At 47.6% G+C, this 20,386-nt stretch carries 19 protein-coding genes and 1 other annotated feature; of the genes, 16 read left to right on the forward strand and 3 right to left on the reverse strand.

What is annotated here, in order from left to right:
- Positions 1–15 precede the first annotated feature (15 nt).
- The 9 genes from aroE to leuS all read left to right on the forward strand — a co-directional run bounded on the left by aroE (position 16) and on the right by leuS (position 8,562).
- Entirely contained in the window at positions 16–885 is an 870-nt protein-coding gene (aroE, locus tag AC3WQ3_RS02930) for a shikimate dehydrogenase (protein ID WP_492471430.1), read from the forward strand.
- 84 nt (positions 886–969) lie between these two features.
- Positions 970–1,260 carry a ribosome assembly RNA-binding protein YhbY gene (gene yhbY / locus AC3WQ3_RS02935; RefSeq protein WP_095289806.1) on the forward strand — a complete coding sequence of 97 codons (291 nt, stop codon included), beginning with the start codon at positions 970–972 and terminating at the stop codon, positions 1,258–1,260.
- Between the two features lie 13 nt (positions 1,261–1,273).
- Entirely contained in the window at positions 1,274–1,864 is a 591-nt protein-coding gene (locus tag AC3WQ3_RS02940) for a nicotinate-nucleotide adenylyltransferase (RefSeq protein ID WP_095289808.1), read from the forward strand.
- Positions 1,848–2,414: a bis(5'-nucleosyl)-tetraphosphatase (symmetrical) YqeK gene (gene yqeK, locus AC3WQ3_RS02945; RefSeq protein ID WP_336780522.1), complete on the forward strand. Its 567-nt coding sequence runs from the start codon at positions 1,848–1,850 to the stop codon at positions 2,412–2,414. Before AC3WQ3_RS02940 ends, yqeK begins: the two co-directional genes overlap by 17 nt.
- A 17-nt stretch (positions 2,415–2,431) precedes the next feature.
- Positions 2,432–2,779, forward strand: coding sequence for a ribosome silencing factor (gene rsfS, locus AC3WQ3_RS02950; RefSeq protein ID WP_095289811.1), 348 nt, complete (start codon positions 2,432–2,434; stop codon positions 2,777–2,779).
- A complete protein-coding gene (locus tag AC3WQ3_RS02955) occupies positions 2,776–3,681 on the forward strand; it encodes a CvfB family protein (RefSeq protein WP_336780523.1) in 906 nt (301 codons plus the stop codon). The genes rsfS and AC3WQ3_RS02955 overlap by 4 nt, the downstream gene beginning before the upstream one ends.
- A gap of 112 nt (positions 3,682–3,793) precedes the next feature.
- Positions 3,794–4,564 (forward strand): class I SAM-dependent DNA methyltransferase, encoded by a 771-nt coding sequence (locus AC3WQ3_RS02960; protein ID WP_336780524.1) that lies wholly within the window; start codon positions 3,794–3,796, stop codon positions 4,562–4,564.
- Between the two features lie 166 nt (positions 4,565–4,730).
- Positions 4,731–5,687, forward strand: coding sequence for a phosphotransferase family protein (locus AC3WQ3_RS02965; RefSeq protein WP_492471431.1), 957 nt, complete (start codon positions 4,731–4,733; stop codon positions 5,685–5,687).
- A 94-nt stretch (positions 5,688–5,781) separates the two neighbouring features.
- Positions 5,782–6,046: a binding site (T-box leader), on the forward strand.
- Between the two features lie 71 nt (positions 6,047–6,117).
- Positions 6,118–8,562, forward strand: coding sequence for a leucine--tRNA ligase (gene leuS / locus AC3WQ3_RS02970; RefSeq protein WP_336780526.1), 2,445 nt, complete (start codon positions 6,118–6,120; stop codon positions 8,560–8,562).
- Here the strand turns inward: leuS and comER are convergent.
- The gene (gene comER, locus AC3WQ3_RS02975; protein ID WP_095359528.1) at positions 8,543–9,388 is read right to left on the reverse strand and encodes a late competence protein ComER; all 846 of its coding nucleotides are present in this window, start codon (positions 9,386–9,388) and stop codon (positions 8,543–8,545) included. The genes leuS and comER overlap by 20 nt on opposite strands.
- A 187-nt stretch (positions 9,389–9,575) precedes the next feature.
- Between comER and AC3WQ3_RS02980 the strand changes: the two genes are divergently transcribed.
- The 4 genes from AC3WQ3_RS02980 to AC3WQ3_RS02995 all read left to right on the forward strand — a co-directional run bounded on the left by AC3WQ3_RS02980 (position 9,576) and on the right by AC3WQ3_RS02995 (position 15,907).
- Positions 9,576–10,160 carry a ComEA family DNA-binding protein gene (locus AC3WQ3_RS02980; RefSeq protein ID WP_492471432.1) on the forward strand — a complete coding sequence of 195 codons (585 nt, stop codon included), beginning with the start codon at positions 9,576–9,578 and terminating at the stop codon, positions 10,158–10,160.
- Positions 10,161–10,266: 106 nt separating this feature from the next.
- Positions 10,267–10,788, forward strand: coding sequence for a deoxycytidylate deaminase (locus AC3WQ3_RS02985; protein ID WP_492471433.1), 522 nt, complete (start codon positions 10,267–10,269; stop codon positions 10,786–10,788).
- A gap of 163 nt (positions 10,789–10,951) precedes the next feature.
- Positions 10,952–13,765 carry a ComEC/Rec2 family competence protein gene (locus AC3WQ3_RS02990; protein ID WP_492471434.1) on the forward strand — a complete coding sequence of 938 codons (2,814 nt, stop codon included), beginning with the start codon at positions 10,952–10,954 and terminating at the stop codon, positions 13,763–13,765.
- Between the two features lie 111 nt (positions 13,766–13,876).
- Positions 13,877–15,907 (forward strand): copper amine oxidase N-terminal domain-containing protein, encoded by a 2,031-nt coding sequence (locus AC3WQ3_RS02995; RefSeq protein WP_492471435.1) that lies wholly within the window; start codon positions 13,877–13,879, stop codon positions 15,905–15,907.
- Between the two features lie 73 nt (positions 15,908–15,980).
- On the opposite strand, the gene AC3WQ3_RS03000 is transcribed toward AC3WQ3_RS02995, so the two are convergent.
- A complete protein-coding gene (locus AC3WQ3_RS03000) occupies positions 15,981–16,283 on the reverse strand; it encodes a hypothetical protein (protein WP_095289826.1) in 303 nt (100 codons plus the stop codon).
- A gap of 437 nt (positions 16,284–16,720) precedes the next feature.
- On the opposite strand from AC3WQ3_RS03000, the gene AC3WQ3_RS03005 reads away from it, so the two are divergent.
- From AC3WQ3_RS03005 to holA, 3 genes are all read left to right on the forward strand, one after another.
- Positions 16,721–17,269 carry an RNA polymerase sigma factor gene (locus tag AC3WQ3_RS03005; RefSeq protein ID WP_095289827.1) on the forward strand — a complete coding sequence of 183 codons (549 nt, stop codon included), beginning with the start codon at positions 16,721–16,723 and terminating at the stop codon, positions 17,267–17,269.
- A complete protein-coding gene (locus AC3WQ3_RS03010) occupies positions 17,266–18,543 on the forward strand; it encodes an anti-sigma factor family protein (RefSeq protein WP_492471436.1) in 1,278 nt (425 codons plus the stop codon). The genes AC3WQ3_RS03005 and AC3WQ3_RS03010 overlap by 4 nt, the downstream gene beginning before the upstream one ends.
- Positions 18,544–18,802: 259 nt before the next feature.
- A complete protein-coding gene (gene holA / locus AC3WQ3_RS03015) occupies positions 18,803–19,819 on the forward strand; it encodes a DNA polymerase III subunit delta (protein ID WP_154895098.1) in 1,017 nt (338 codons plus the stop codon).
- Positions 19,820–19,985: 166 nt separating this feature from the next.
- On the opposite strand, the gene rpsT is transcribed toward holA, so the two are convergent.
- The gene (gene rpsT, locus AC3WQ3_RS03020) at positions 19,986–20,258 is read right to left on the reverse strand and encodes a 30S ribosomal protein S20 (RefSeq protein WP_024628504.1); all 273 of its coding nucleotides are present in this window, start codon (positions 20,256–20,258) and stop codon (positions 19,986–19,988) included.
- Positions 20,259–20,386 lie beyond the last annotated feature (128 nt).

A 20,386-nucleotide genomic window follows, 5' to 3' on the forward strand; every position in this document is an offset into this window, starting at 1 on the left:
ATCGGGGGCAGACGCATGCCAGAACAAAAGAATACCTATACTTCACTTCCTGTTTTGCTCGGAGTTTTTGGTGATCCGATTGGGCATTCCAAGTCACCTGCTATGCATAATGCGGCTCTTGCGACAGCGGGTGTGAACGGATTGTATATGCCGCTTCATGTTCGTCCAGAGCAGCTGGAAGCAGCCGTTAAAGGCATTGTTGCCTTGGGGTACCGGGGTGTTAATGTAACAATACCTCACAAAGAAGAAGTGATGAAATACCTCGATGTCATTGATGAAAGTGCGCGGCTGATTGGTGCTGTAAACACGATCGTCAACGATAATGGTAAACTGACTGGGTACAATACCGATGGTATTGGTTATGTTCGTTCGTTGAAGGAAGAGGCAGTGCCGGAACTCGCAGGCAAGAAGATTGCAGTTCTTGGGGCAGGAGGCGCTGCAAGAGGCGTCATCTATGCTCTGGCACTGGAGAAGCCGGAACGAATTAGCATCCTGAATCGTACAGCCGAGAGAGCAGAGGCTCTTGCATCCGATCTGAGAGGGCATGGATTGGGTAACATTACTGGCAGCGGCATGGAAGAAGCTGCAGCAGTGTTAGCCTTCGCTGATATCGTGATCAACACTACGGCAGCAGGCATGCATCCGCATATCGATGATGTACCGGTGAATCCGGAGTTGATTCGGGAAGGTGCTGCCGTGAGCGATTTAATCTATAATCCGCTGGAGACACGCTTGCTGCGAGAAGTACGTTTGCGTGGATGCGTTGTGCACGGCGGCCTAGGTATGTTTGTGTATCAGGGCGCGGTCGCATTTGAACACTGGCTCGGCATTCCTGCGCCAGTTGAGACCATGAGACGCGCTGTATTGGATAGTTTTAATCAGTGAAAAATATCATTGAACGGTCAGGCAACAGACAGACGAAAAACGCTGTTACAGTGCCTGCCGGGCATAAGGAGTTATGGAGTAATTATGTTAAACGGTAAACAAAAGCGCTTTTTGCGCTCACAAGCACATCATCTGACCCCTGTATTTCAGATCGGCAAAGGGGGCACCAATGATCATCTGTTCCGTCATATCGAAGAGGCAATTGAGAAACGTGAACTGATGAAAGTGCAAGTGCTGAACAACTGTCTGGATGACAAAAACGAAATCGCTGAAGAAGTGGCTCGGGAAACCGGCAGCGAACTGGTGCAGATTATCGGAAGCACCATCATCCTGTACAAGGAATCACGCGACAACAAACAAATCGAACTTCCTTAGGACGGTGACACGGGTGAAGATTGGCATCATGGGCGGGACGTTTGATCCGATCCACATGGGACATCTGCTCGCTGCTGAAGCTGCAAGAGATTCGCATGCCCTGGATGAGATCTGGTTTATGCCTTCCCATGTTCCGCCCCATAAACGCGGAGCTGGAGCTTCGGGACAGCAGCGCCTGGATATGACTGAGGCTGCGGTACAAGGTGTAGAGCAGTATGAAGTGCTGGGCATCGAAATGGAACTCGGCGGGGTGTCCTATACGATCGATACAATGAAGGAATTGTGGCGCCGTTATCCGGAGCATGAATTTTATTTCATTATCGGAGCGGACATGGTGAACTATCTTCCGAAGTGGGAACAGATTGAAGAACTGGCTGCGAAATTAACCTTTATTGGTGTGGGGCGGCCAGGATTTCAGCTGCATCTGGATGACCTGCCGGAGGAACTGCAGGACAGCGTGCTGCTGGCCGAGATGCCCCTGGTGGACATTTCATCCACGGCTGTTCGCAGAAGACTAGCTAAGGGGCATTCGGTACGGTTCATGATCCCTGATGCAGTTCATCAATATATTGTAAGGAGCGGTTTATATGGGGCTAAGCCGTGAAGAATTAATTAAGGCCGTTTCCGGTCAGATGCCGGAGAAGCGCTGGAAGCATACGCTTGGCGTAATGGAAAAGGCCGTCCAGTTGGCAGAGAAGTATGGGGCGGATCCGGTCAAAGCCGACCTCGCAGCCATACTGCATGACGTAGCCAAGTACTGGCCTGTATCCGAGATGGAAGCGGTCATCCGTGAAAACGGATTGAACGAAGAACTTTTACAGCATGACAAGCAGCTCTGGCACTCTGAAGTAGGTGCTTTTGTGGCACAGCGCGATTATGGTGTTAATGATCCGGAAATCATTAACGCAATCCGCTGGCATACTTCCGGGCGTGTAGGTATGAGTCTGCTCGATAAGGTTGTATGTCTTGCTGACTATATTGAACCGGGAAGAGATTTCCCAGGCGTAGATCACATTCGTGAGCAGGCAGAGCGCAGCTTGGAAGAGGGACTGATTGCTGGTTTTGATTCCACGATCAGCTTGCTGATCTCGCAGCGACGCGTCATTTATCCGCTAACGATGTTGTCGCGGAATGATCTGATTGCACACTTATAAAATATGGAGGTTGGTTCATGACAGTATCATCGAAAGAACTTATGAATATGGCGGTAACCGCCGCTGACGATAAAAAGGCATCGAACATTGTAGCACTGGACCTGAAAGGCATCTCTCTGGTTGCAGACTACTTCGTAATCTGTCACGGTAATTCCGATACACAGGTACAGTCCATTGCAACAGAAATTCGCAAACAGGCACATGCAGCTGGCGTTAACATTAAAGGAATTGAGGGCATGGATTCCGCACGTTGGGTGCTGATGGATATGGGCGACGTGGTTGTGCATATTTTCCATCGTGATGAGCGCGAATATTACAACATTGAACGGCTATGGTCTGACGCCAAAGTGGTGGAAACGGTATGAGTTTGATTGCAGGTACGGTCGTCTCCCTACCGGTTGATCGTGAAGTATCGCCTTTTGGCTACTTTTTGACGACAGGATCGGAAGATGTACTGCTTCACTATACGGAACTCACACGGGATGTCAAAATCGGGGAGACGCTCGAGGTCTTTTTGTTCTTTGATACAGAGGACCGTTTGGCAGCAACCATGAAAAAACCATATCTCACTCTGGGCGAAATGGCGCGACTGGTTGTGGCAGATATCCACCCGCGCCTTGGCTGTTTCCTTGAGATGGGACTTGGACGGCAGCTGCTGCTCCCTATCCGTGAATTGCCCGAATTGGAAGAACTACGTCCACACGTGGGCGATGAAGTTTTTGTTATTATGGAACATGACAAGCAGGGGCGTCTTCGTGCCAAATTGGCCGGGGAACGTGAGCTTGCTCCCCTGTCATTCCACGCTCCAACATCATGGTTGAACGAGTGGGTGGAAGCAACGGTGTACAAACCTTTGCAGATGGGTACTTTTGTGCTTGTAGAAGGCGGAGTACTTGGCTTCGGTGCTATCGGCATGATCCATTCATCTGAGCGCAACAGAATGCTGCGGCTGGGTGAAAAGGTGAAGTGTCGGGTAACGCTGGTTCGTGAAGACGGGCGTGTTAACCTGGCCATGTCCCCTCGCAAAGAGGTAGGCCGCAACGAAGATGCGGACAAACTTCTGGCGTTTATGAAAGAGCGCCCTATGGGCGGTATGCCTTATTCGGATGCCACTCCACCGGATATCATCAAGCAGCGCTTTGGAATCAGCAAATCAGCTTTTAAGCGTGCTTTGGGCAAGCTGATGAAAGACGGACTGGTGACGCAGAAGGAAAACTGGACGTACTTGACGGAATCAGCTCCCAAAGATTCAAGTGAAAACAAGTAATCGTTAACGACATATTGGAACGAAGGAAGGCAGGGCAAGGCTGGGTGAACTCCGGACGCCCCTGCTTTTTCTTTTGGAATCGGAAAATGAAATTGAAAGTGCGGTGCCTGACATGTCTTACCGTAAATTTGCTTATGTGTACGATGAATTAATGGAAGATATGCCTTATCCGGACTGGATAAGGTTTGCAAGAACAGCTTGGGAGCAGCACGGCATGCCCAAGAGCGTAGCCGAGCTTGGATGTGGAACAGGATCCATTACGATCCCGCTGGTCAACTCGGGGTTTGAAGTGACGGGCATTGATCTGTCTGCGGATATGTTATCTGTAGCGCGAAGCAAAATGGAGGGAACCCCTCAAGGTCATCGATTGTATCGTGAAGGCAGTGTCCGCTGGGTTCAGCAGGATATGCGGGATTGGAGAGTACCCGAACCGGTAGATTCAGTAATCTCCTTCTGTGACTGCATTAATTATTTGCTGGAAAAGGAAGATGTCATTCGTACGTTCCAGCGTACCTACGAGATGCTGAAGCCGGAAGGGACATTCCTGTTTGATGTACATCATCCAGACACCTTGATCCGCTATGAAGAAGAGCAGCCTTTTGTCCTGGATGAACGCTCCGTATCCTATATCTGGACCTGCGACATGGATCGTGAACGGTGTGAGATTGAGCATCATCTCAGCATTTTCTCCCGGGTAGATGACGGCGGCAAGGACATGTACCAGCGGTTCGAAGAGGTTCACATTCAGCGTGCATACGATCCGGACTGGATGAAGCTGGAACTGACCAAAGCTGGATTCAGGAATGTCCGTGTATATGCTGATTTCACATGGAAAGAAGCTGGAGAAGGCGCGCAGCGGCTATTTTACGTCGCGGTGAAGTAGATTCCAGATAGGGACCGTCCTTACAACAGTAAGGGCGGTTTTTTTTCTGTTTTTTATGATGAAATGCATTGTCAGCAAGGGTGAAGAGAGCCATAATGGACAAGAATGGAAAACGATTACAAGATCTTAATGATTAGAATTCGTTTTGATAAAAAGGTGGTGCAGAATGGAAAGTACATACAAAACCAGGCTGACTTCAGAACAGCTGAATGCAATTGCCAAGCAACATTTTAATACAGGCATCCAGGATTACAGGGAAATGATTGACGGATGGGCCAACCATGCTTATTATATCTCGCTCGGCAACGGGCAAGAGGCGGTGCTCAAAATCGCTCCTTCCAAGGTTGGTAAACCATTGCGTTGTGAGCAGGATCTTCTGATGGCGGAAGTTCAGGCACTGCGTCTCGTGGGAGAGCTTCGAGATGTACCGGTCCCCCGTGTATTAGCGTGTGATACAACATGCAGTCTTGCTCCGGCGGAGTATTTTATGATGGAATATATGCCTGGCACGCCTTATAACAAGGTCAAGGATCAGTATAGTGCAGCAGAGCAGGCAGAGATCGAAGAGCAGCTTGGTGCATTCAATCGCCGGATCAATGAGATCAAAGGTGAAAAGTTTGGCTATTTTTCAGAAAAGAAACCAAAGTATAACACTTGGAAGGAAGCGTTTTTGAGTCTGATGGATGATCTGCTCACCGACGGTAGAGAGGCTGGCGTAAAACTTCCTATGGATTATGATGAGCTTGCCCAATTGATAAGAGAGAAATCGGATGTACTGAGTGATGTCAACGAGCCGGTACTCATTCACTGGGATCTGTGGGATGGCAATGTGTTTGTGGAACAGGGGCAGATTACAGCCATTATTGATTTTGAGCGTTGCCTTTGGGCGGATCCCCTGATGGAGCACTACTTCAGTCATTTTAATTATACACCAGGGTTTGTAAAGGGTTATGGTAGGGTCATCACAACGGAGAGTGAACGAAAACGGAGAAGCTTGTACGATCTGTATTTTGATCTGATCCTGTGGATTGAATGCGAATATCGACAATATGATAACCAGGAACACATTCAGTGGGCAATTAATAACTTGGAAGAAGGAATCGAGCGATTTCGAATGTCCTAGGCCGAATGGGGAAGAACAGCATTATCTATAGTCAAAAACCAAGCAATATTGACTTTAGTCTTGCTTTTTTATATAATGGTCCCGATATTGTATACATATTTCGATGATAAGGAACAGTAGTGGGTCCTGTACATGACAGAGAGTCGGCGGTTGGTGCAAGCCGATTGACAGTATTTCACGAACTCGCCTTGGAGAAATGCGGTGATTACACCATCCTGTGCTTGAATGTTTGGCATTCGTTCAGGAATGGAAATCCGCATCGGTTAACCGCCGTTACAGGTCCAAAGGGAGTGGATGACGAAGCACGTTCGTCCGCTAACTAGGGTGGTACCACGGGAATTCAACCTCTCGTCCCTAGCGCTGCAAACGCTATGGATGCTGAGGTTTTTTTGTTGCAATAAAAGTGAATAACCAAGAGGAGGAACAATAGATGAGTGAAAATCACCAGCCGAAGCACGGCTATCAGCCGCAGGTTATGGAGAAAAGTTGGCAGCAGTATTGGGATGAGAACAAAACGTTTAAAACAGGTGAAGACCCGGGTAAACCGAAGTTTTATGCACTCGACATGTTCCCCTATCCATCCGGTTCAGGTCTGCACGTAGGTCACCCGGAAGGGTATACGGCAACAGACATCGTTTCCCGTTTCAAACGTATGCGTGGTTATAATGTGCTGCATCCGATGGGCTGGGATGCTTTCGGCTTGCCTGCTGAGCAGCACGCTCTGGACACGGGCGAGCACCCGCGGGAAATTACATTCCGCAACATCGACAATTTCCGTCGTCAAATCAAGTCCCTTGGTTTCTCGTACGACTGGGATCGTGAGATCAGCACAACAGACCCTGAATACTATAAATGGACACAATGGATCTTCATCCAGTTGTACAAAAAAGGCCTGGCATACGTAGATGAAGTGCCGGTTAACTGGTGTGAAGCGCTGGGTACGGTACTGGCTAACGAAGAGGTTATTGACGGCAAAAGTGAGCGCGGTGGTCATCCGGTTGTACGCAAACCGATGCGTCAATGGGTACTGAAAATCACGGAATATGCAGAGCGCTTGCTGGAAGATCTGGAAGAGCTGGATTGGTCCGAGAGCATCAAGGATATGCAGCGCAACTGGATTGGGAAATCCACAGGTGCAGAGGTTATATTCGCCATTGAGGGCAGTGAAGAAGTTATTAAAGTGTTTACAACACGTGCGGATACCCTGTTCGGTGCAAGCTTTGCCGTTCTTGCTCCTGAGCATGAATTGGTCGATGCAATTACGACAGCAGAACAGCGTGAAGCCATTAAGGCTTACCAGGAGCAGGCTGCTCGCAAGAGTGATCTGGAACGTACGGATCTGGCCAAAGAAAAAACAGGCGTATTCACTGGTGCCTATGCGATCAATCCGGTTAATGGTGCAAAGCTGCCTATCTGGATTGCGGATTATGTGCTCGCAGGATACGGTACAGGAGCGGTTATGGCGGTTCCAGGTCATGATGGTCGGGACTGGGAATTTGCGAAGCAGTTCGGTCTGGACATCATTGAAGTTATCCAGGGTGGGGACGTAACACAAGAGGCGTATGCCGGCGACGGACCGCATGTGAACTCCGACTTCCTGAACGGACTGAATAACGAAGAAGCGATTGCGAAAATGATCGCATGGTTGGAAGAGAATGGTAAGGGGCAAGGGAAAACAACGTATCGCCTGCGCGATTGGTTGTTCAGTCGTCAGCGTTACTGGGGTGAGCCGATTCCAATTCTACACCTGGAAGATGGAACAATGAAGACGGTACCGGAAGATCAACTTCCTTTGCTGCTGCCGGATATCGATCAGATCAAACCTTCAGGTACTGGGGAGTCTCCACTGGCGAACGTAACGGAGTGGGTAAATACGGTGGACCCAGAAACGGGAATGAAAGCCCGCCGCGAGACCAACACGATGCCACAATGGGCGGGAAGCTGCTGGTACTATCTGCGCTTTATCGATCCACACAACGACAAAGAGCTGATCTCCCAGGAGAAACAGCAGCAGTGGCTGCCGGTTGACCTGTACATCGGGGGAGCCGAGCATGCCGTGCTTCACCTGCTGTATGCTCGTTTCTGGCACAAAGTGTTGTATGATCTGGGCGTGGTGAATACCAAGGAGCCATTCCACAAACTGGTGAACCAGGGTATGATTCTGGGAACCAATAATGAGAAAATGAGTAAATCCCGTGGTAATGTCATTAACCCGGATGAAATTGTGAATGAATTCGGAGCCGATACACTGCGTCTCTATGAGATGTTTATGGGACCACTGGAAGCTACCAAACCGTGGAATGCTAACGGGGTAGAAGGCATGTACCGCTTCCTGTCACGCGTATGGCGTCTCTTCATCAACGAGGATACTGGAGCAATCAACGACAAAATCACTGTGGATGGCGGAACGGAAGAATTCAAACGCACAGCTCACAAAACGATCAAAAAAGTTACGGATGATCTGGAACATCTGCGTTTCAACACAGCGATCAGCCAGTTGATGATCTTCATCAACGATGCTTACAAAGCTGATACATTGCCACGTGAAGCGATGGAAAACTTCGTACAGCTCTTGTCCCCGCTGGCACCGCACATGGCGGAAGAATTGTGGAGCCGTCTTGGACATGAAGGAGGCATCTCCTACGTAGCTTGGCCGGAGTATGATGAATCCATGACGGTAGATGCTGAAGTGGAGATTGTTGTACAGGTCAACGGCAAAATCGTAACCCGGGCAACGATTGCCAAAGATCTCGATGCACAGGGCATGCAAGACTTTACAATGGAACTGGCGCCTGTCAAACAGGCTCTGGAAGGCAAGACCATTCGCAAGGTCATTGCCGTTCCAGGCAAACTTGTTAATATTGTTGCCGGTTAATTTCACCGGCTCTAAATACTTCATCCAGCTTTAACAAGTCTTCTTCATACTTGTCGTGGGTTGTATGGATAAGGCTGTCAAAAACACCGTCCAGACTGTTTTTCATTAAAGCAAGTGCCTGGGCGGTAATGCCACCGGGAACGGCAACGCGAGCCTGGAGCTCTTGGGGTGTATATCCTCCTTCCGTCAGCAGCTTGCCTGTTCCGAGGAGCATTTCACCTGCAAGAGCGCAGGCGTCTGCGCGTTTGATCCCTGTTAGTTTGACAGCACTCTCGATCCATTGTTCCAGAAAGAAGGATATGAATGCAGGTCCGCAGCTGGAAAAGTCGGATGTGATCCGCGTGCAGGCTTCATCGACTTGGTAAGGTCTGCTGAAGTGACTGAGAAGTCCCTCCAGAACGGATCGGTCTTCAGGGGTCATGCGTTCGCCATGAATGCACAGGGATGCTCCGCTGCCGACCTGGTGTGTAACGCTGGGGATGATCTTGGAGACTTTGCAAGGAAGTGAAGATTCCAGATGGCGCAGCTGCACGGGACTCGTAATCGAGACGATGATATGATTGGAATTTACAACAGGCAGAATGTCGTCAATAACATGCTTGAATTCGAGTGGTTTCACGCATAGAAATATGATGTTGCTTCGGATGACAGTTTCCCGATTGCTCTGTGATTCATGCAGACCGGGATAACGGAGGGATAACTGACGCACTTTGGAAGGGGTCCGATTGCTTGCGGCGATCTGCCGGGGCTCAAGTGCTCCGGATTGAATCAAGGCATAGATCAGCAGGCTTCCCATGCTGCCGGTTCCGATAAATCCAACCTTCATTGTTTCAGGCCTCCTTTCATGCTTTACGGTACTGGCGCAGTTCGTTCCTTCTAGTCTATGCACCAGGACTTGTATGACATGACATGAAAAAAGCAAAGCTTTGATTTCACCAGCAACATTTAACGGTTCGGAAGCACCGCCCGTGTTCAGAATATTTATTTTGAAGACAGGGAGAGGTGTGGGAATCATGAAATGGAAACAGGGAGTAGCCATTGCTGCTGCGGTGATAGGAAGTATATTCATATTATGGTCGGGCAAAAGTGAACAGCCGCCTTCTGGCTGGGAACCCATGCAGCTCGGCACCGAGACGCCGACGAAAGAGCAGGATCCCTCTGCTGTGCAGTCGGCTGTTTTGGGTCAAGGCGAAGTAAAGGTTACTGCGGATGAAAATGCGAAGAAAGCTGTTGATGTTGCTGATTCGAAGGAAACTGAACAGGGAAAACCTGTCGATGAAGAGGCCGGTTCAAATAGCGCGTCAAACGAACCAGAGGTTGCTTCGTCAACGGCAGCGGCACCTGCTGCGGAAGCTGGACAAGAAAATATCCAAACTGCTCAGCCGGTACAGGATATCGATAATGGTAAAATTGATGTTAATACTGCACCTGCTTCCAAACTTACGGAGCTTCCGGGCATAGGGGAGAAAAAAGCCCAGGCCATCATCGACTATCGAAATGCCCATGGTCCATTTACCAAAGTGAGTGATCTGACAAAGGTCAAGGGAATTGGGATGAAAATGTTGGAGAAAATGGCCCCCTATGTTCAGATCCGATAATGGCTGTAATAAAATGATTACGAATAGTAAACCAAAGTTTTCTTATGTTAAGTAAATATGCATTGCAAAAAGTGTAACTTATTAACGAACGGGAGAGGAAACGAACATGAGTACAGCAGACGTACGCAAAGATTGGGATACTTATTTCATGGACATCGCTTATATGGTCTCAACCCGTTCCCGCTGTTCGCGGCGCCATGTGGGTGCCGTGCTGGTTCAAGGTAAAAAATTGCTTGGAACAGCGTATAACGGTGCACCCATGGGCGTTCCCGACTGTTCCGAAGCCGGATGCATGATTTCTGAAGAGTATGAGCTGGTGGTGACGGATGGCCAGGAGGAAATGATTAAAAAGCAGCGGTGTATACGGACAATACATGCGGAGCAAAATCTGCTTCTGTTCACCGATCGAAATGACCGTGAAGGGTCTTCCGTGTACGTGACGGATGAGCCCTGCTGGACGTGCTCCAATATGCTGGCGAATAGCGGCATAACGGAGATTGTTTTTCACCGCCCTTATCCCAAGGATACAGGCAAAGTGACACGCATGATGGTTCAGAAGGGAATAACATTCCGCAGGTTGGAGAATTATCAACCGCCGCGTGAAACCATGATGACGATTAGTGATTGAAGATGATCTAATGCGACTGGATGTTTGAAAACACAGGCAGGATCTCTTTTTAAAAAAAGAATATTGCTCAGTGCGTTGATGGGGAAGAACCCCCGGTTTAGCTGGTTCAGCTGCCGGGGGTTCTTTGCGTTCATTTATTTATGGCGGAGGGAGGAATAAGTTAGTGAAGGGTAGACCTTTGGTAGTGTTCACCGTCTGTTGGTTATGCGGCAGTGGGCTGGCATGTGCGTTGACTGGATGGACACTCTTTTGTGGGATGCTAGGTGCTATTGCCTGTTTGCCATTTCTACTTGGATGGATTGGGTTGCGCGGGTGGTCCGCGTTGTTGTTAATTGCATCGCTAATGGGTGGTGCTGTGCACTGGGAGTGGAATGAGGCTCGGAATGTTAGCAGTTTGCCCGAGATTACTCATATGGCAGTAGAGGAGTTGGACGGGTACGCTGCAACGCTTCATGCAACATTGGATTCAGACGTTCGGATTGACGGCGACCGGGCAGACTTTCAGATTCTGCTTGCTTCCATTGAATCGCTAGGAGAGGGCCAATCCGGGACAGATTCAGAGATTCTTCAGCTGCCTGCCAAAAAAGAACGCCTGATGGTGCAGGTGCGATTGGCTGCAGAGGAAGAACAGCAGGTGGCGGCAGAATGGCGACGAGGGGATGCAATCACGTTGACGGGTTCCCTGGCGCTGCCTGGAGAAGCGAGGAATTTCGGCGGTTTTGATTATCGGAATTATCTAAAGACACAGTACATCCACTGGTCGTTCAAAGTGAAGGGAGCCAGTTCGGTAACAGCCACCTCTCCTGAAGGGGTTGGGCAGTTCAATATACTCCGCTGGAATGACCTGGTGAGAAACCAATTGGGTTCTGCTGTAGACAGACTGTTTCCCGAACCACATGCAGGGTACATGAAAGGGCTTATTATCGGTATGGCAAGTGACATCGATCCCGATACGTATGGTCAGTTTTCACAACTTGGACTTACGCATATACTGGCTATCTCGGGTACACATGTTGCGGTGTATGTGGCGTCGCTATTACTTCTGATGTCGTGGCTGAGGTTGACACGCGAAACATCACTTACCATTGCCTTGTTGTTAATCCCTGCCTATGTTCTGTTATCTGGAGGTTCACCTTCCGTAATTCGTGCAGGGATTATGTCCATGATTGGTTTGTATATGGCCAGGCGAGGGCTGACCAGGGATGGACTGCAGATGATCAGTGCAGCTGCCTTGATGATGATGTGGTGGAATCCCTATTTCTTGCTCAGCGTGAGCTTTCAACTGTCTTTTCTCGTGACTGCAGGGCTGATGATCTATATGCCTCTTATAAATCGTTTATTTAACGGATGGCCCAAAGCCATTGCAGCGACAGCTTCAGTGACGGTAACCGCACAGCTTATTTCTTTTCCAGTTACTATTTTATATTTCAACCAGTTTTCACTGCTTTCCTTCGCAGCCAATTTTCTGCTTGTATCTTTAATTAGTGCTGTTGTACTGCCGCTTGGGACGGTCGCACTTCTATTGTCATTCCTATGGATGCCTCTGGCCAAACCTCTTGCCTGGGTTGCAATGTTACTTAACAAACTGACGTTTGTGAGCGTGGAATGGATGAACAGCCTGCCGGGTTTTGTACTCATCTGGGCTACACCTTCTCTATTATGGATTGCGGCATATTATGCGGTTTTATATGTACTTTTGTACCTTCTTCATCGGGGGAAAGGAGAGATGAAGCATACCTTGAACGTTGAAGGAGACACGGTACCATTGATTCATGCTTCCCCAGAACGTCGTATGGTTGAAGCGGTTCAGCCTGGTATGATCATTACCCCGACAAAAAACCAAGGTAGGGGTGATCAGGTTCGGAGCGACAGCTCTGGATCAATGACTACACTCAGTGCAAGCATTGCGTGGCCGGAATATACAAGTGCGTTTATGGCACGAGGTGCAGGCTACTATGGAAGTGAACGGATGAGTTTGCTTCATAAAGGGTTGTGTGGTTTGCTAGTTCTGATTCTTGTTGCCGGGTTGGGCTGGGCTTACCGGACTCCACGGCCTCCCGGGACTGGGGTCGTTCAGTTTCTGGATATTGGTCAGGGGGATAGCACACTAATTACTACGCCTGGAGGTAAACATATTTTGGTGGATGGTGGTGGTACAGTTCATTTTGGCAATCAGGAATCCTGGAAAATTCGGCGAGATCCCTACGAAGTGGGGGCTAAAGTGGTTGTACCTTTATTGAAAAAACGTGGTATTCACCGACTGGATGCGGTCATTCTGACGCATGCCGATCAGGATCACGCCGGAGGCTTGCAGACCGTGCTTGAGCAGATTCCGGTTGAGCGCTTCATGTTTAACGGCACAACAAGTGGCAAAGACAATTTCGAAAAGCTGCTGGATACAGCTGTAGAACGACATATCCCTTTATATGCCATTCAACAAGGAATGTCATATGCACCTGATGCAGAGACCGTGCTTCATTTCATAGCACCGGATCTGGATCATTCACTGAATGAAGGAGACAGGCTACCTGTGTCTGAACACCAGAATCATGATTCGGTTGTATTCCTTCTGGATATGGCGGGGGCTTCCTTGTTATTCACAGGAGATATGGATGCAGCAGCAGAACAGAATCTATTATATATGATCCAAGACGGATCTCTTGCGGCTGCATTCAAACAAGAGCGAGATTCGTTCTCTTTGTCTACCGCCACTCGAGCGGCAGTCGATGTATTGAAGGTTGCGCATCACGGCAGCAAGACTTCGTCGACCGAGGCATGGCTGCAGTACTGGAATGCCCAATCAGCAGTCATTTCCGCAGGAGCCAACAATACATACGGACATCCCAACCCGGGTGTGCTCGAACGCCTGGAAGCTGTGGGTTCGCAGATTTATCGAACAGATCAGATGGGCGAAATCCAGATGAGAATAAAGGACGGCAAGATTGACGTACGTCAAAAATTGATTATGGATGAATGATGATTTTTGCCCAGTGCAGGATAATGGTTATTTTTACCGAATAATGATTAGTCCCAGTTTTATTGGGCACCAGCGATACCGAGATACATAGTAAGAAGGGGATAAGAAGCAATGGGATACGAAGCAATAGGCTACGAAGAAACAACACGAAAGAACGACGGAATGAACCAGCATATCAGAGCCAATTGGCTCAGAATAACATTGATGTTGTGTATTGGAGTTATCTTTTCCAGCTTGCTGCCCGGTCAGTCTCCTGCGGCAGCAGCATCCACTACAAGCAGCTCGATCATTTCCGTGCTGGATCGTAACCACTATTTACTGGACAATGGTACGGTTTGGTCCAAGGGCTTGACCAGTGGAGTCTGGACGCAAAATCGAAACCTGGTTGGCATCTCCAAAGGTGATTCTCATTCCCTATATGGCTGGACTACGGATGGGCAAGTCTATCGTTGGGATGTGGACAACCCGCAGAAGCCTGAGATCAATCAATACAATGGCGTAGAAAAGGTGTATGGAAATGGTTTGATACTTCTACGGGATGGAACACTCCACGACGATGGAAAGCAGATTAAAGGCTTGGAATCCATTATCGACGTCGGTCCTTATCCAGTGGATCGTAATTATGCATACGGGGCATTATCTTCGTCGGGAGACGTTTATTATGCGGATTATCGTAACATTGTTCGAAAAGTAGGGAATGTAGCGGATGGAAAAGCCGTTGCCACCAATAGTGCATATGCTGCTGTTCTGAAGAGCGACGGATCCGTGGTTATTGTTAACATGATGTATGAAGAGGAGCAGGTACAGGTCGCGAGTGACGTTCAATCCCTAATCTGGCAAGGGAATACACATAAACTGCTAACGGTGAAGAAAGATGGCACGGTATGGAGCTACGATCGTACGGCTAAATATAAGTCTGAACGATTGCCGGGGCTAATGAATGTCGATCAGCTTATATATTCGTATGAGCTGGATGAATTATATGCACGATTACAGGATGGCTCTTGGGTTGTCTATAATGAAGGGCAAATGGTACCACTCCAGGTCCCTACATTAACTAAAGTAACATTAACAGCATCGGCGAAAGAAGCTGTTATTGGAGATGAAGTTGAACTTTCGGTTCAGCAGACATATAGCAACGGTTTTAAAACCAAGCGTCAGCCGCTGCCTGCGGAAATAACGTTGGAACATCCTCAAGTTGCTAAAATTCAGAGTGACGGCAAACTTGAGGTTACAGGGATTGGAACGACCAAGGTAACAGTCACAATAGAAGACCTGACTTCAAGTATTCAGTTGAATGTTGGAGTGCAGCAAAAGCTGACAGGAGCTGCGCTATTAAATGGTACCATATATTTGCCAGTTCAGTCAGTGTTTAAGACGTTAGGAGCCAAAGTCGATGTGAAAGGATCGTCTTTTGTGATTCAATTTGGAGATGACAAGATCACTCTGCAAAAGGGGAGTGCAACTGCACAATTTAACAATAAAGATCTCAAGTTAAAAGGGAAGGTGCAAACTATTGGAGGACAGACGGTATTTCCAGCAAGCCTCTTGAGCCAGACTGCAGGGATTAAAGTTCGATGGGATGGGGAGCTAAAACAGGCAGAGGTTCTGGTCGGTAAGTCATCCATTCTTATTGAATCGAAGGATACACCCGCTCTTATTAAGAAAAAAGAACTTGGAAGTCTTAGTCGATTGATTGGAAAATCGTATTGGATTAATAGTACCACCGAGCTGGGGCAACGTTTCAGCAAAGTAACAATAACGGATATCAAGATGGATAAGTATGATTCTGGAGATAAGAGCTACTCTGTAGTATTTCGTAACGCGAAAGGTAAAACGGTTGTTGCTTATGCCGGAGGCACTGCCAGCCAGGTCACGGAAATGCTGTCGGATGCGGATCAATTCTTCCCTTATGACCCCTACCAAAAATACAAATGGTCGCAGTCCACATGGAAGAAGATTATTGCCGGTGAAGTCGCTCTCGGTATGACGACGACACAAGCAGGATTGGCTTGGGGAGACCCCACGAGCATCACCCAAGAAATGGGTTCAAAGGGGAAAATAGAAGTGTGGGTCTATGCTGGGCCGAATTTATTGCGTGCCTTGAGCTTTATTAATGGAAAACTGATTAGTATTTATTAATGCAAAAAAGCCCGTTTCGGCTAGCCTCCCAGTTGGAGTATAGCCGAAACGGGCCATTTATTAATGAAATGAATTATTCAACGCCGTCCTTAAAATGTTTGTTCCAATGTTTGTCACCTTTGTGCAAAAGGTCTTCCACTGTTTTTTCCAGTGTAAGGAGAAGCTGCTCTCTGACATCAAGTACAGTTTCTCTGTACAGACGTTCTTCCGATCCGACGATTTTATCGCCGTATAACGCCTGTGCAGCGGTGTATTTCCGGTGTTCCTCAACCAAAGTATCAATGGATTGCAGTGCATGTTCCACAAAGTGAGAAATGCTTTGATATTCCTTCGGCATTTGTTCTTTTAATAATTGAATTTTCGCAAGAGCTGTCATGCTCATCACCTCGTATTATGAATGTAAATTTACAATACACTATTTTCATGAAAATTACATTAAAAAGAGCTTAAATTTGGACAAATTTCGACTTTTTTTATTTTGAAAACTTTCACGCGTTTATCTATAATGTATGCCATTGCAATTGAATTGAGTCGTGTAAGTAATGGAATGGCTGGTTGAAGCGGCGTGGTGACTCAGTATGCAATTTCTGTTATTCTAAGATAAGTTTCAGCGGCCCTTCATACATAAGCCGTTATTTTGTTGTGGTAATATTCACATCTAGTACCGTATTCTAGAATTATGCTGAGCTTAGTAAGCGATAACAAGTGTGAATGTTCCATTGTTTTACCTTTTCTGTCTAAAAAAATACTTAACTTTGCAACAATTTTATTGATGAACACGTCTGTAAGGTTGCAGGGAGAGGGGGATCCTTTGTGGTAGAGCCGGAACTCATCAGAGCCGCTCAATCGGGCGATCGCGACGCTCTAATTACCCTATTGCGGGACATAGAACAGCATGTATATCGAACCGCATATTACATCTTAAATAATGAACAGGATGCTTTGGACGCTGCTCAGGAAGCATTGATCCGAATCTATACGAAAATTAATTCCTATGAAGAAAAGGCCCAATTCAAAACATGGGTGCAGCGCATCGTAACGAATATCTGTATTGATAAATTCAGAAGAACCAAGCCCTCGGTCTCCATTGACGAGCATGAGATGGTATTTCAGGATAATCAGGATGTGGAGTTTGAAGTCATGTCCACGTATGTTGCCAAAGATATTCAGGATGCGATCAACAAGCTTCCAGAGCATCATCGAACGGTAATCGTACTCAGATATTTGCAGGATTTATCGTATAACGAAATTGCGGATTGTCTTGATCTTCCGCTGAATACAGTCAAATCATATTTATTCAGAGCCAGACAGCAATTGCAAAATCTACTTCAGGAGTATCAGAAAGGTGGTGTGACAGGATGAAATGCGAAGAGGTGGTGGAATGGATGCACCGGTATCTGGATCATGATCTGGGCGACGCGGAAACTGCGCAGATGCTACAGCATGTGGCCCAGTGCCCGGAGTGCGCCGAGAATTTTAGTTTACTTAGAGCTCTTTCCAGAGAATTAGAAGATTTGCCGCAGGTGACCCCGAAATTCAGTTTGGTTGATGCCATTATGCCTCAATTGGATGCAATTGACGAAGCGCGGAGGGAACAAAGCAGTACAATACAGGAAATGACTCCTGTCCCTGCTGCATTCGAGAATTTACAACGTTCAAGTGAGCGCAAACCGAAGCAGAAGTGGCTGAACTCCATGGTCGGCCGGATGTCCATGGGTGCGGCTGCGGCGGCAGTCGTTCTAGGAGTTGCGATCTTTGGTTACGAACCTGAAAAGGTGGAGAATGCCGAGTCTATGATGATGAGTTCGGGCAGCACTCAGGAGACTGGTACGGTTGAACAAAATGAGCTAAGTCGGGAGCTGGAGAATGACGAATCCTTACCGCCTGATAGCAATAACGGTCCATTCGTGGATGATACTGAGAATAAGTCTTCCATGGCAGAAAAGATGGATCCAGAGATTGTTCCTGATGAAAATGAGTCAGATAACGTACAGGAACCTAAGGTGACAGATAACCAAACGCCAAACCAGTCAGGCCCGACGTCTGGATCGGACAACAGCACGGAAGCTCGAAATACTCCCTCTGCTCCTAATACTTCCGATAGTCAGAAGAGTCCGGATCAAGGACAGGATACGCAGCCCAAAAATCAGGATTCAAGTACAGCTGCGGTACCCCCTGCAGAAGAGAATGAAAAAGAATCAACAGAAACAAGTGACCGTAGAGATCCAGAATCATACAACACACAGGGAATCGCGCCTGAGGTAGAAATGAAGGAACCGACTGAAGATAGTCAATCTTCCAGTACCGATTCAGGAGCTGCGTCGCCGAATGGCAGTAAAGAATTTGTGGCACCGGATCAGGGGATAACCTCTACCATGACGTCGAAGGAATGGAGTTCACCAGATGGATCTTATGTGGTCATGCTGATCGATAATCAATTAAGTGTGTATTCCAAATCAGCTACGGATTCAGACGTTCTGAATCTGGTGGAACAGCGCAATCTGGAAGGTACATTGAAGACAGCCGGCTGGTCCAGCGACAGTACCTCGTTTAACTATGAGACAGACAAGGATGGAACCACGGTAAAGAATTCATTTACTGTACCTTCAGCCTCGGCTGGAACTTCCACCAAATAATTCGGAGAATGTGAGCCTACTCTCTCGAATCAGCAGAACATTTCAAGCTTGGCAAGAATATACTGAACGTATCAATAACGTCCTATCTCAGTTGTAACAACTGACGTCGTATGACCGGGGCCCAGCCATTTCTAGAATCGCTGGTGTCCTCGTTTATATAGATGTAGGACCAGGGGGCCTTCATTCGTTATTAAGGATGAAGGCCCCTTTGTTGTCTGTCCAGTTTTCTGGTAGGATAGTAGGGATAGGGGGCACCGTGATGGATGTGAAAAGTGCAACAAAGGCGATACGGAGTGGGGAGACGGCTCCGATATATGTGCTGTACGGAACGGAGAAATACCAGATACAGCAATTTACGGAGATGTTAAAAGAACAGGTTATTGAGGAAGAGCATCGGGATTTTGCGATTATTCCGTATGATCTGTCCGAAACACCTGTAGAGGTGGTTATTGAGGAAGCGGAGACGGTTCCCTTTTTGGTTCCTCGGAAATTAATTATTGTAAGGGATGCGAGCTTGTTTACGGCAGGTAAAGAGTCCAAAATTGATCACCAGGTGGATCGTCTGCTTACCTATATGGATAATCCGGCTGATTACAGTACCATTGTTTTCCTTGCACAGGGGGACAAATTGGATGAGCGTAAGAAGTTGGTAAAGGCAGTTAAAAAACAGGCAGTTGTTCTGGCTTTCGCTCCACTGAGCGGAGAAGAACTACTGAATTGGATCGTGAAGCTTGCGAAGCAGCGGGATGTGTCCTTTGAAGCAGGGGCTGCCGATACACTTGTGAGTTATGCAGGGACAGGTTTGCAGACTCTGTCTGCTGAAGTAGACAAGCTGTGTCTGTACGCGGGTAACGGAGGAACCATCCGCCGTGCGGACATTGAGTCGTTGGTAGCGCGCAGTACGGAGCAGAATGTATTTGCCTTGGTGGAGGAACTAGCCAATTTGCGTCTGGAGAAAGCGCTGGGACTGTTCTATGAACTGCTGAAACAGCGTGAAGAGCCCATTAAAATTGCAGCCCTGATCGCTCGTCAGTTCCGAATCATGATACAAGTAAAAGAGCTTGGGCAGCAAAGTTATTCGCAGCAGCAAATTGCCAGCCAGCTTGGTTTGCATCCATATGCCGTTAAAATTGCCGGAGAGCAGGCTCGCAAGTTTCAACCGGAACGGCTCAGAAACATTCTGAGTCATCTTAGTGAGCTGGATTACCAGATGAAGACAGGTGCAGTCGATAAGGTGCTTGGTTTGGAGTTGTTCTTGCTTAGACTTGGGGCATAATGACTGCATCGTAAGATCAAATTGATTCGCAATAAAAGAACCCGTATCCGGATAGATCACCGGATACGGGTTCTTTATTCATATACTTATTAGACCAGATACTAAAAAATCCTGAAAGCACGGTGCTGTTCAGGATTTTTCCATTGGATCGTATAAGTAACGCTTCTTACGCTTGTGCGGAAAGAGCGTTCAGTTTTTTCGCCAAGCGAGACTTTTTGCGTGCTGCAGCATTTTTATGAACCAGACCTTTAGTTACAGCCTTGTCCAGCTTTTTAGAAGCAGCTTGAATCGCAGCTTTTGCAGTATCAACTTCGTTGCTTACCAGAGCAGCATCAGCAGCTTTAACAGCTGTACGGAGTGCAGATTTCTGGGAAGCGTTGAGTGCGCGGCGCTTGTCGCTCGTTTTTACGCGTTTAACAGCGGATTTGATGTTTGGCATTACATTCACCTCCTGTAAGGCATTCGCATGAATACAAACGTTTCACAACTTAAAATATTCTAGCACGCTAGCATGTAAAATGCAACAAATATTCCTATAGTGTTCTAGGCATTGCATAAAGAACCCCT

The organism is Paenibacillus sp. FW104-T2 (assembly GCF_058789975.1).

What these genes read in the sequence shown, in the direction of transcription:
- AC3WQ3_RS02985 (WP_492471433.1), top strand. Translation starts at nt 10,267, where the DNA reads ATGAGTACAGCAGACGTACGCAAAGATTGGGATACTTATTTCATGGAC.
- AC3WQ3_RS02965 (WP_492471431.1), top strand. Translation starts at nt 4,731, where the DNA reads ATGGAAAGTACATACAAAACCAGGCTGACTTCAGAACAGCTGAATGCA.
- leuS (WP_336780526.1), top strand. Translation starts at nt 6,118, where the DNA reads ATGAGTGAAAATCACCAGCCGAAGCACGGCTATCAGCCGCAGGTTATG.
- AC3WQ3_RS02980 (WP_492471432.1), top strand. Translation starts at nt 9,576, where the DNA reads ATGAAATGGAAACAGGGAGTAGCCATTGCTGCTGCGGTGATAGGAAGT.
- AC3WQ3_RS03000 (WP_095289826.1), bottom strand. Translation starts at nt 16,283, where the DNA reads ATGACAGCTCTTGCGAAAATTCAATTATTAAAAGAACAAATGCCGAAG.
- AC3WQ3_RS02960 (WP_336780524.1), top strand. Translation starts at nt 3,794, where the DNA reads ATGTCTTACCGTAAATTTGCTTATGTGTACGATGAATTAATGGAAGAT.
- AC3WQ3_RS03010 (WP_492471436.1), top strand. Translation starts at nt 17,266, where the DNA reads ATGAAATGCGAAGAGGTGGTGGAATGGATGCACCGGTATCTGGATCAT.
- yqeK (WP_336780522.1), top strand. Translation starts at nt 1,848, where the DNA reads ATGGGGCTAAGCCGTGAAGAATTAATTAAGGCCGTTTCCGGTCAGATG.
- aroE (WP_492471430.1), top strand. Translation starts at nt 16, where the DNA reads ATGCCAGAACAAAAGAATACCTATACTTCACTTCCTGTTTTGCTCGGA.
- rsfS (WP_095289811.1), top strand. Translation starts at nt 2,432, where the DNA reads ATGACAGTATCATCGAAAGAACTTATGAATATGGCGGTAACCGCCGCT.
- comER (WP_095359528.1), bottom strand. Translation starts at nt 9,388, where the DNA reads ATGAAGGTTGGATTTATCGGAACCGGCAGCATGGGAAGCCTGCTGATC.
- rpsT (WP_024628504.1), bottom strand. Translation starts at nt 20,258, where the DNA reads ATGCCAAACATCAAATCCGCTGTTAAACGCGTAAAAACGAGCGACAAG.
- holA (WP_154895098.1), top strand. Translation starts at nt 18,803, where the DNA reads ATGGATGTGAAAAGTGCAACAAAGGCGATACGGAGTGGGGAGACGGCT.
- AC3WQ3_RS02955 (WP_336780523.1), top strand. Translation starts at nt 2,776, where the DNA reads ATGAGTTTGATTGCAGGTACGGTCGTCTCCCTACCGGTTGATCGTGAA.
- yhbY (WP_095289806.1), top strand. Translation starts at nt 970, where the DNA reads ATGTTAAACGGTAAACAAAAGCGCTTTTTGCGCTCACAAGCACATCAT.
- AC3WQ3_RS02995 (WP_492471435.1), top strand. Translation starts at nt 13,877, where the DNA reads ATGGGATACGAAGCAATAGGCTACGAAGAAACAACACGAAAGAACGAC.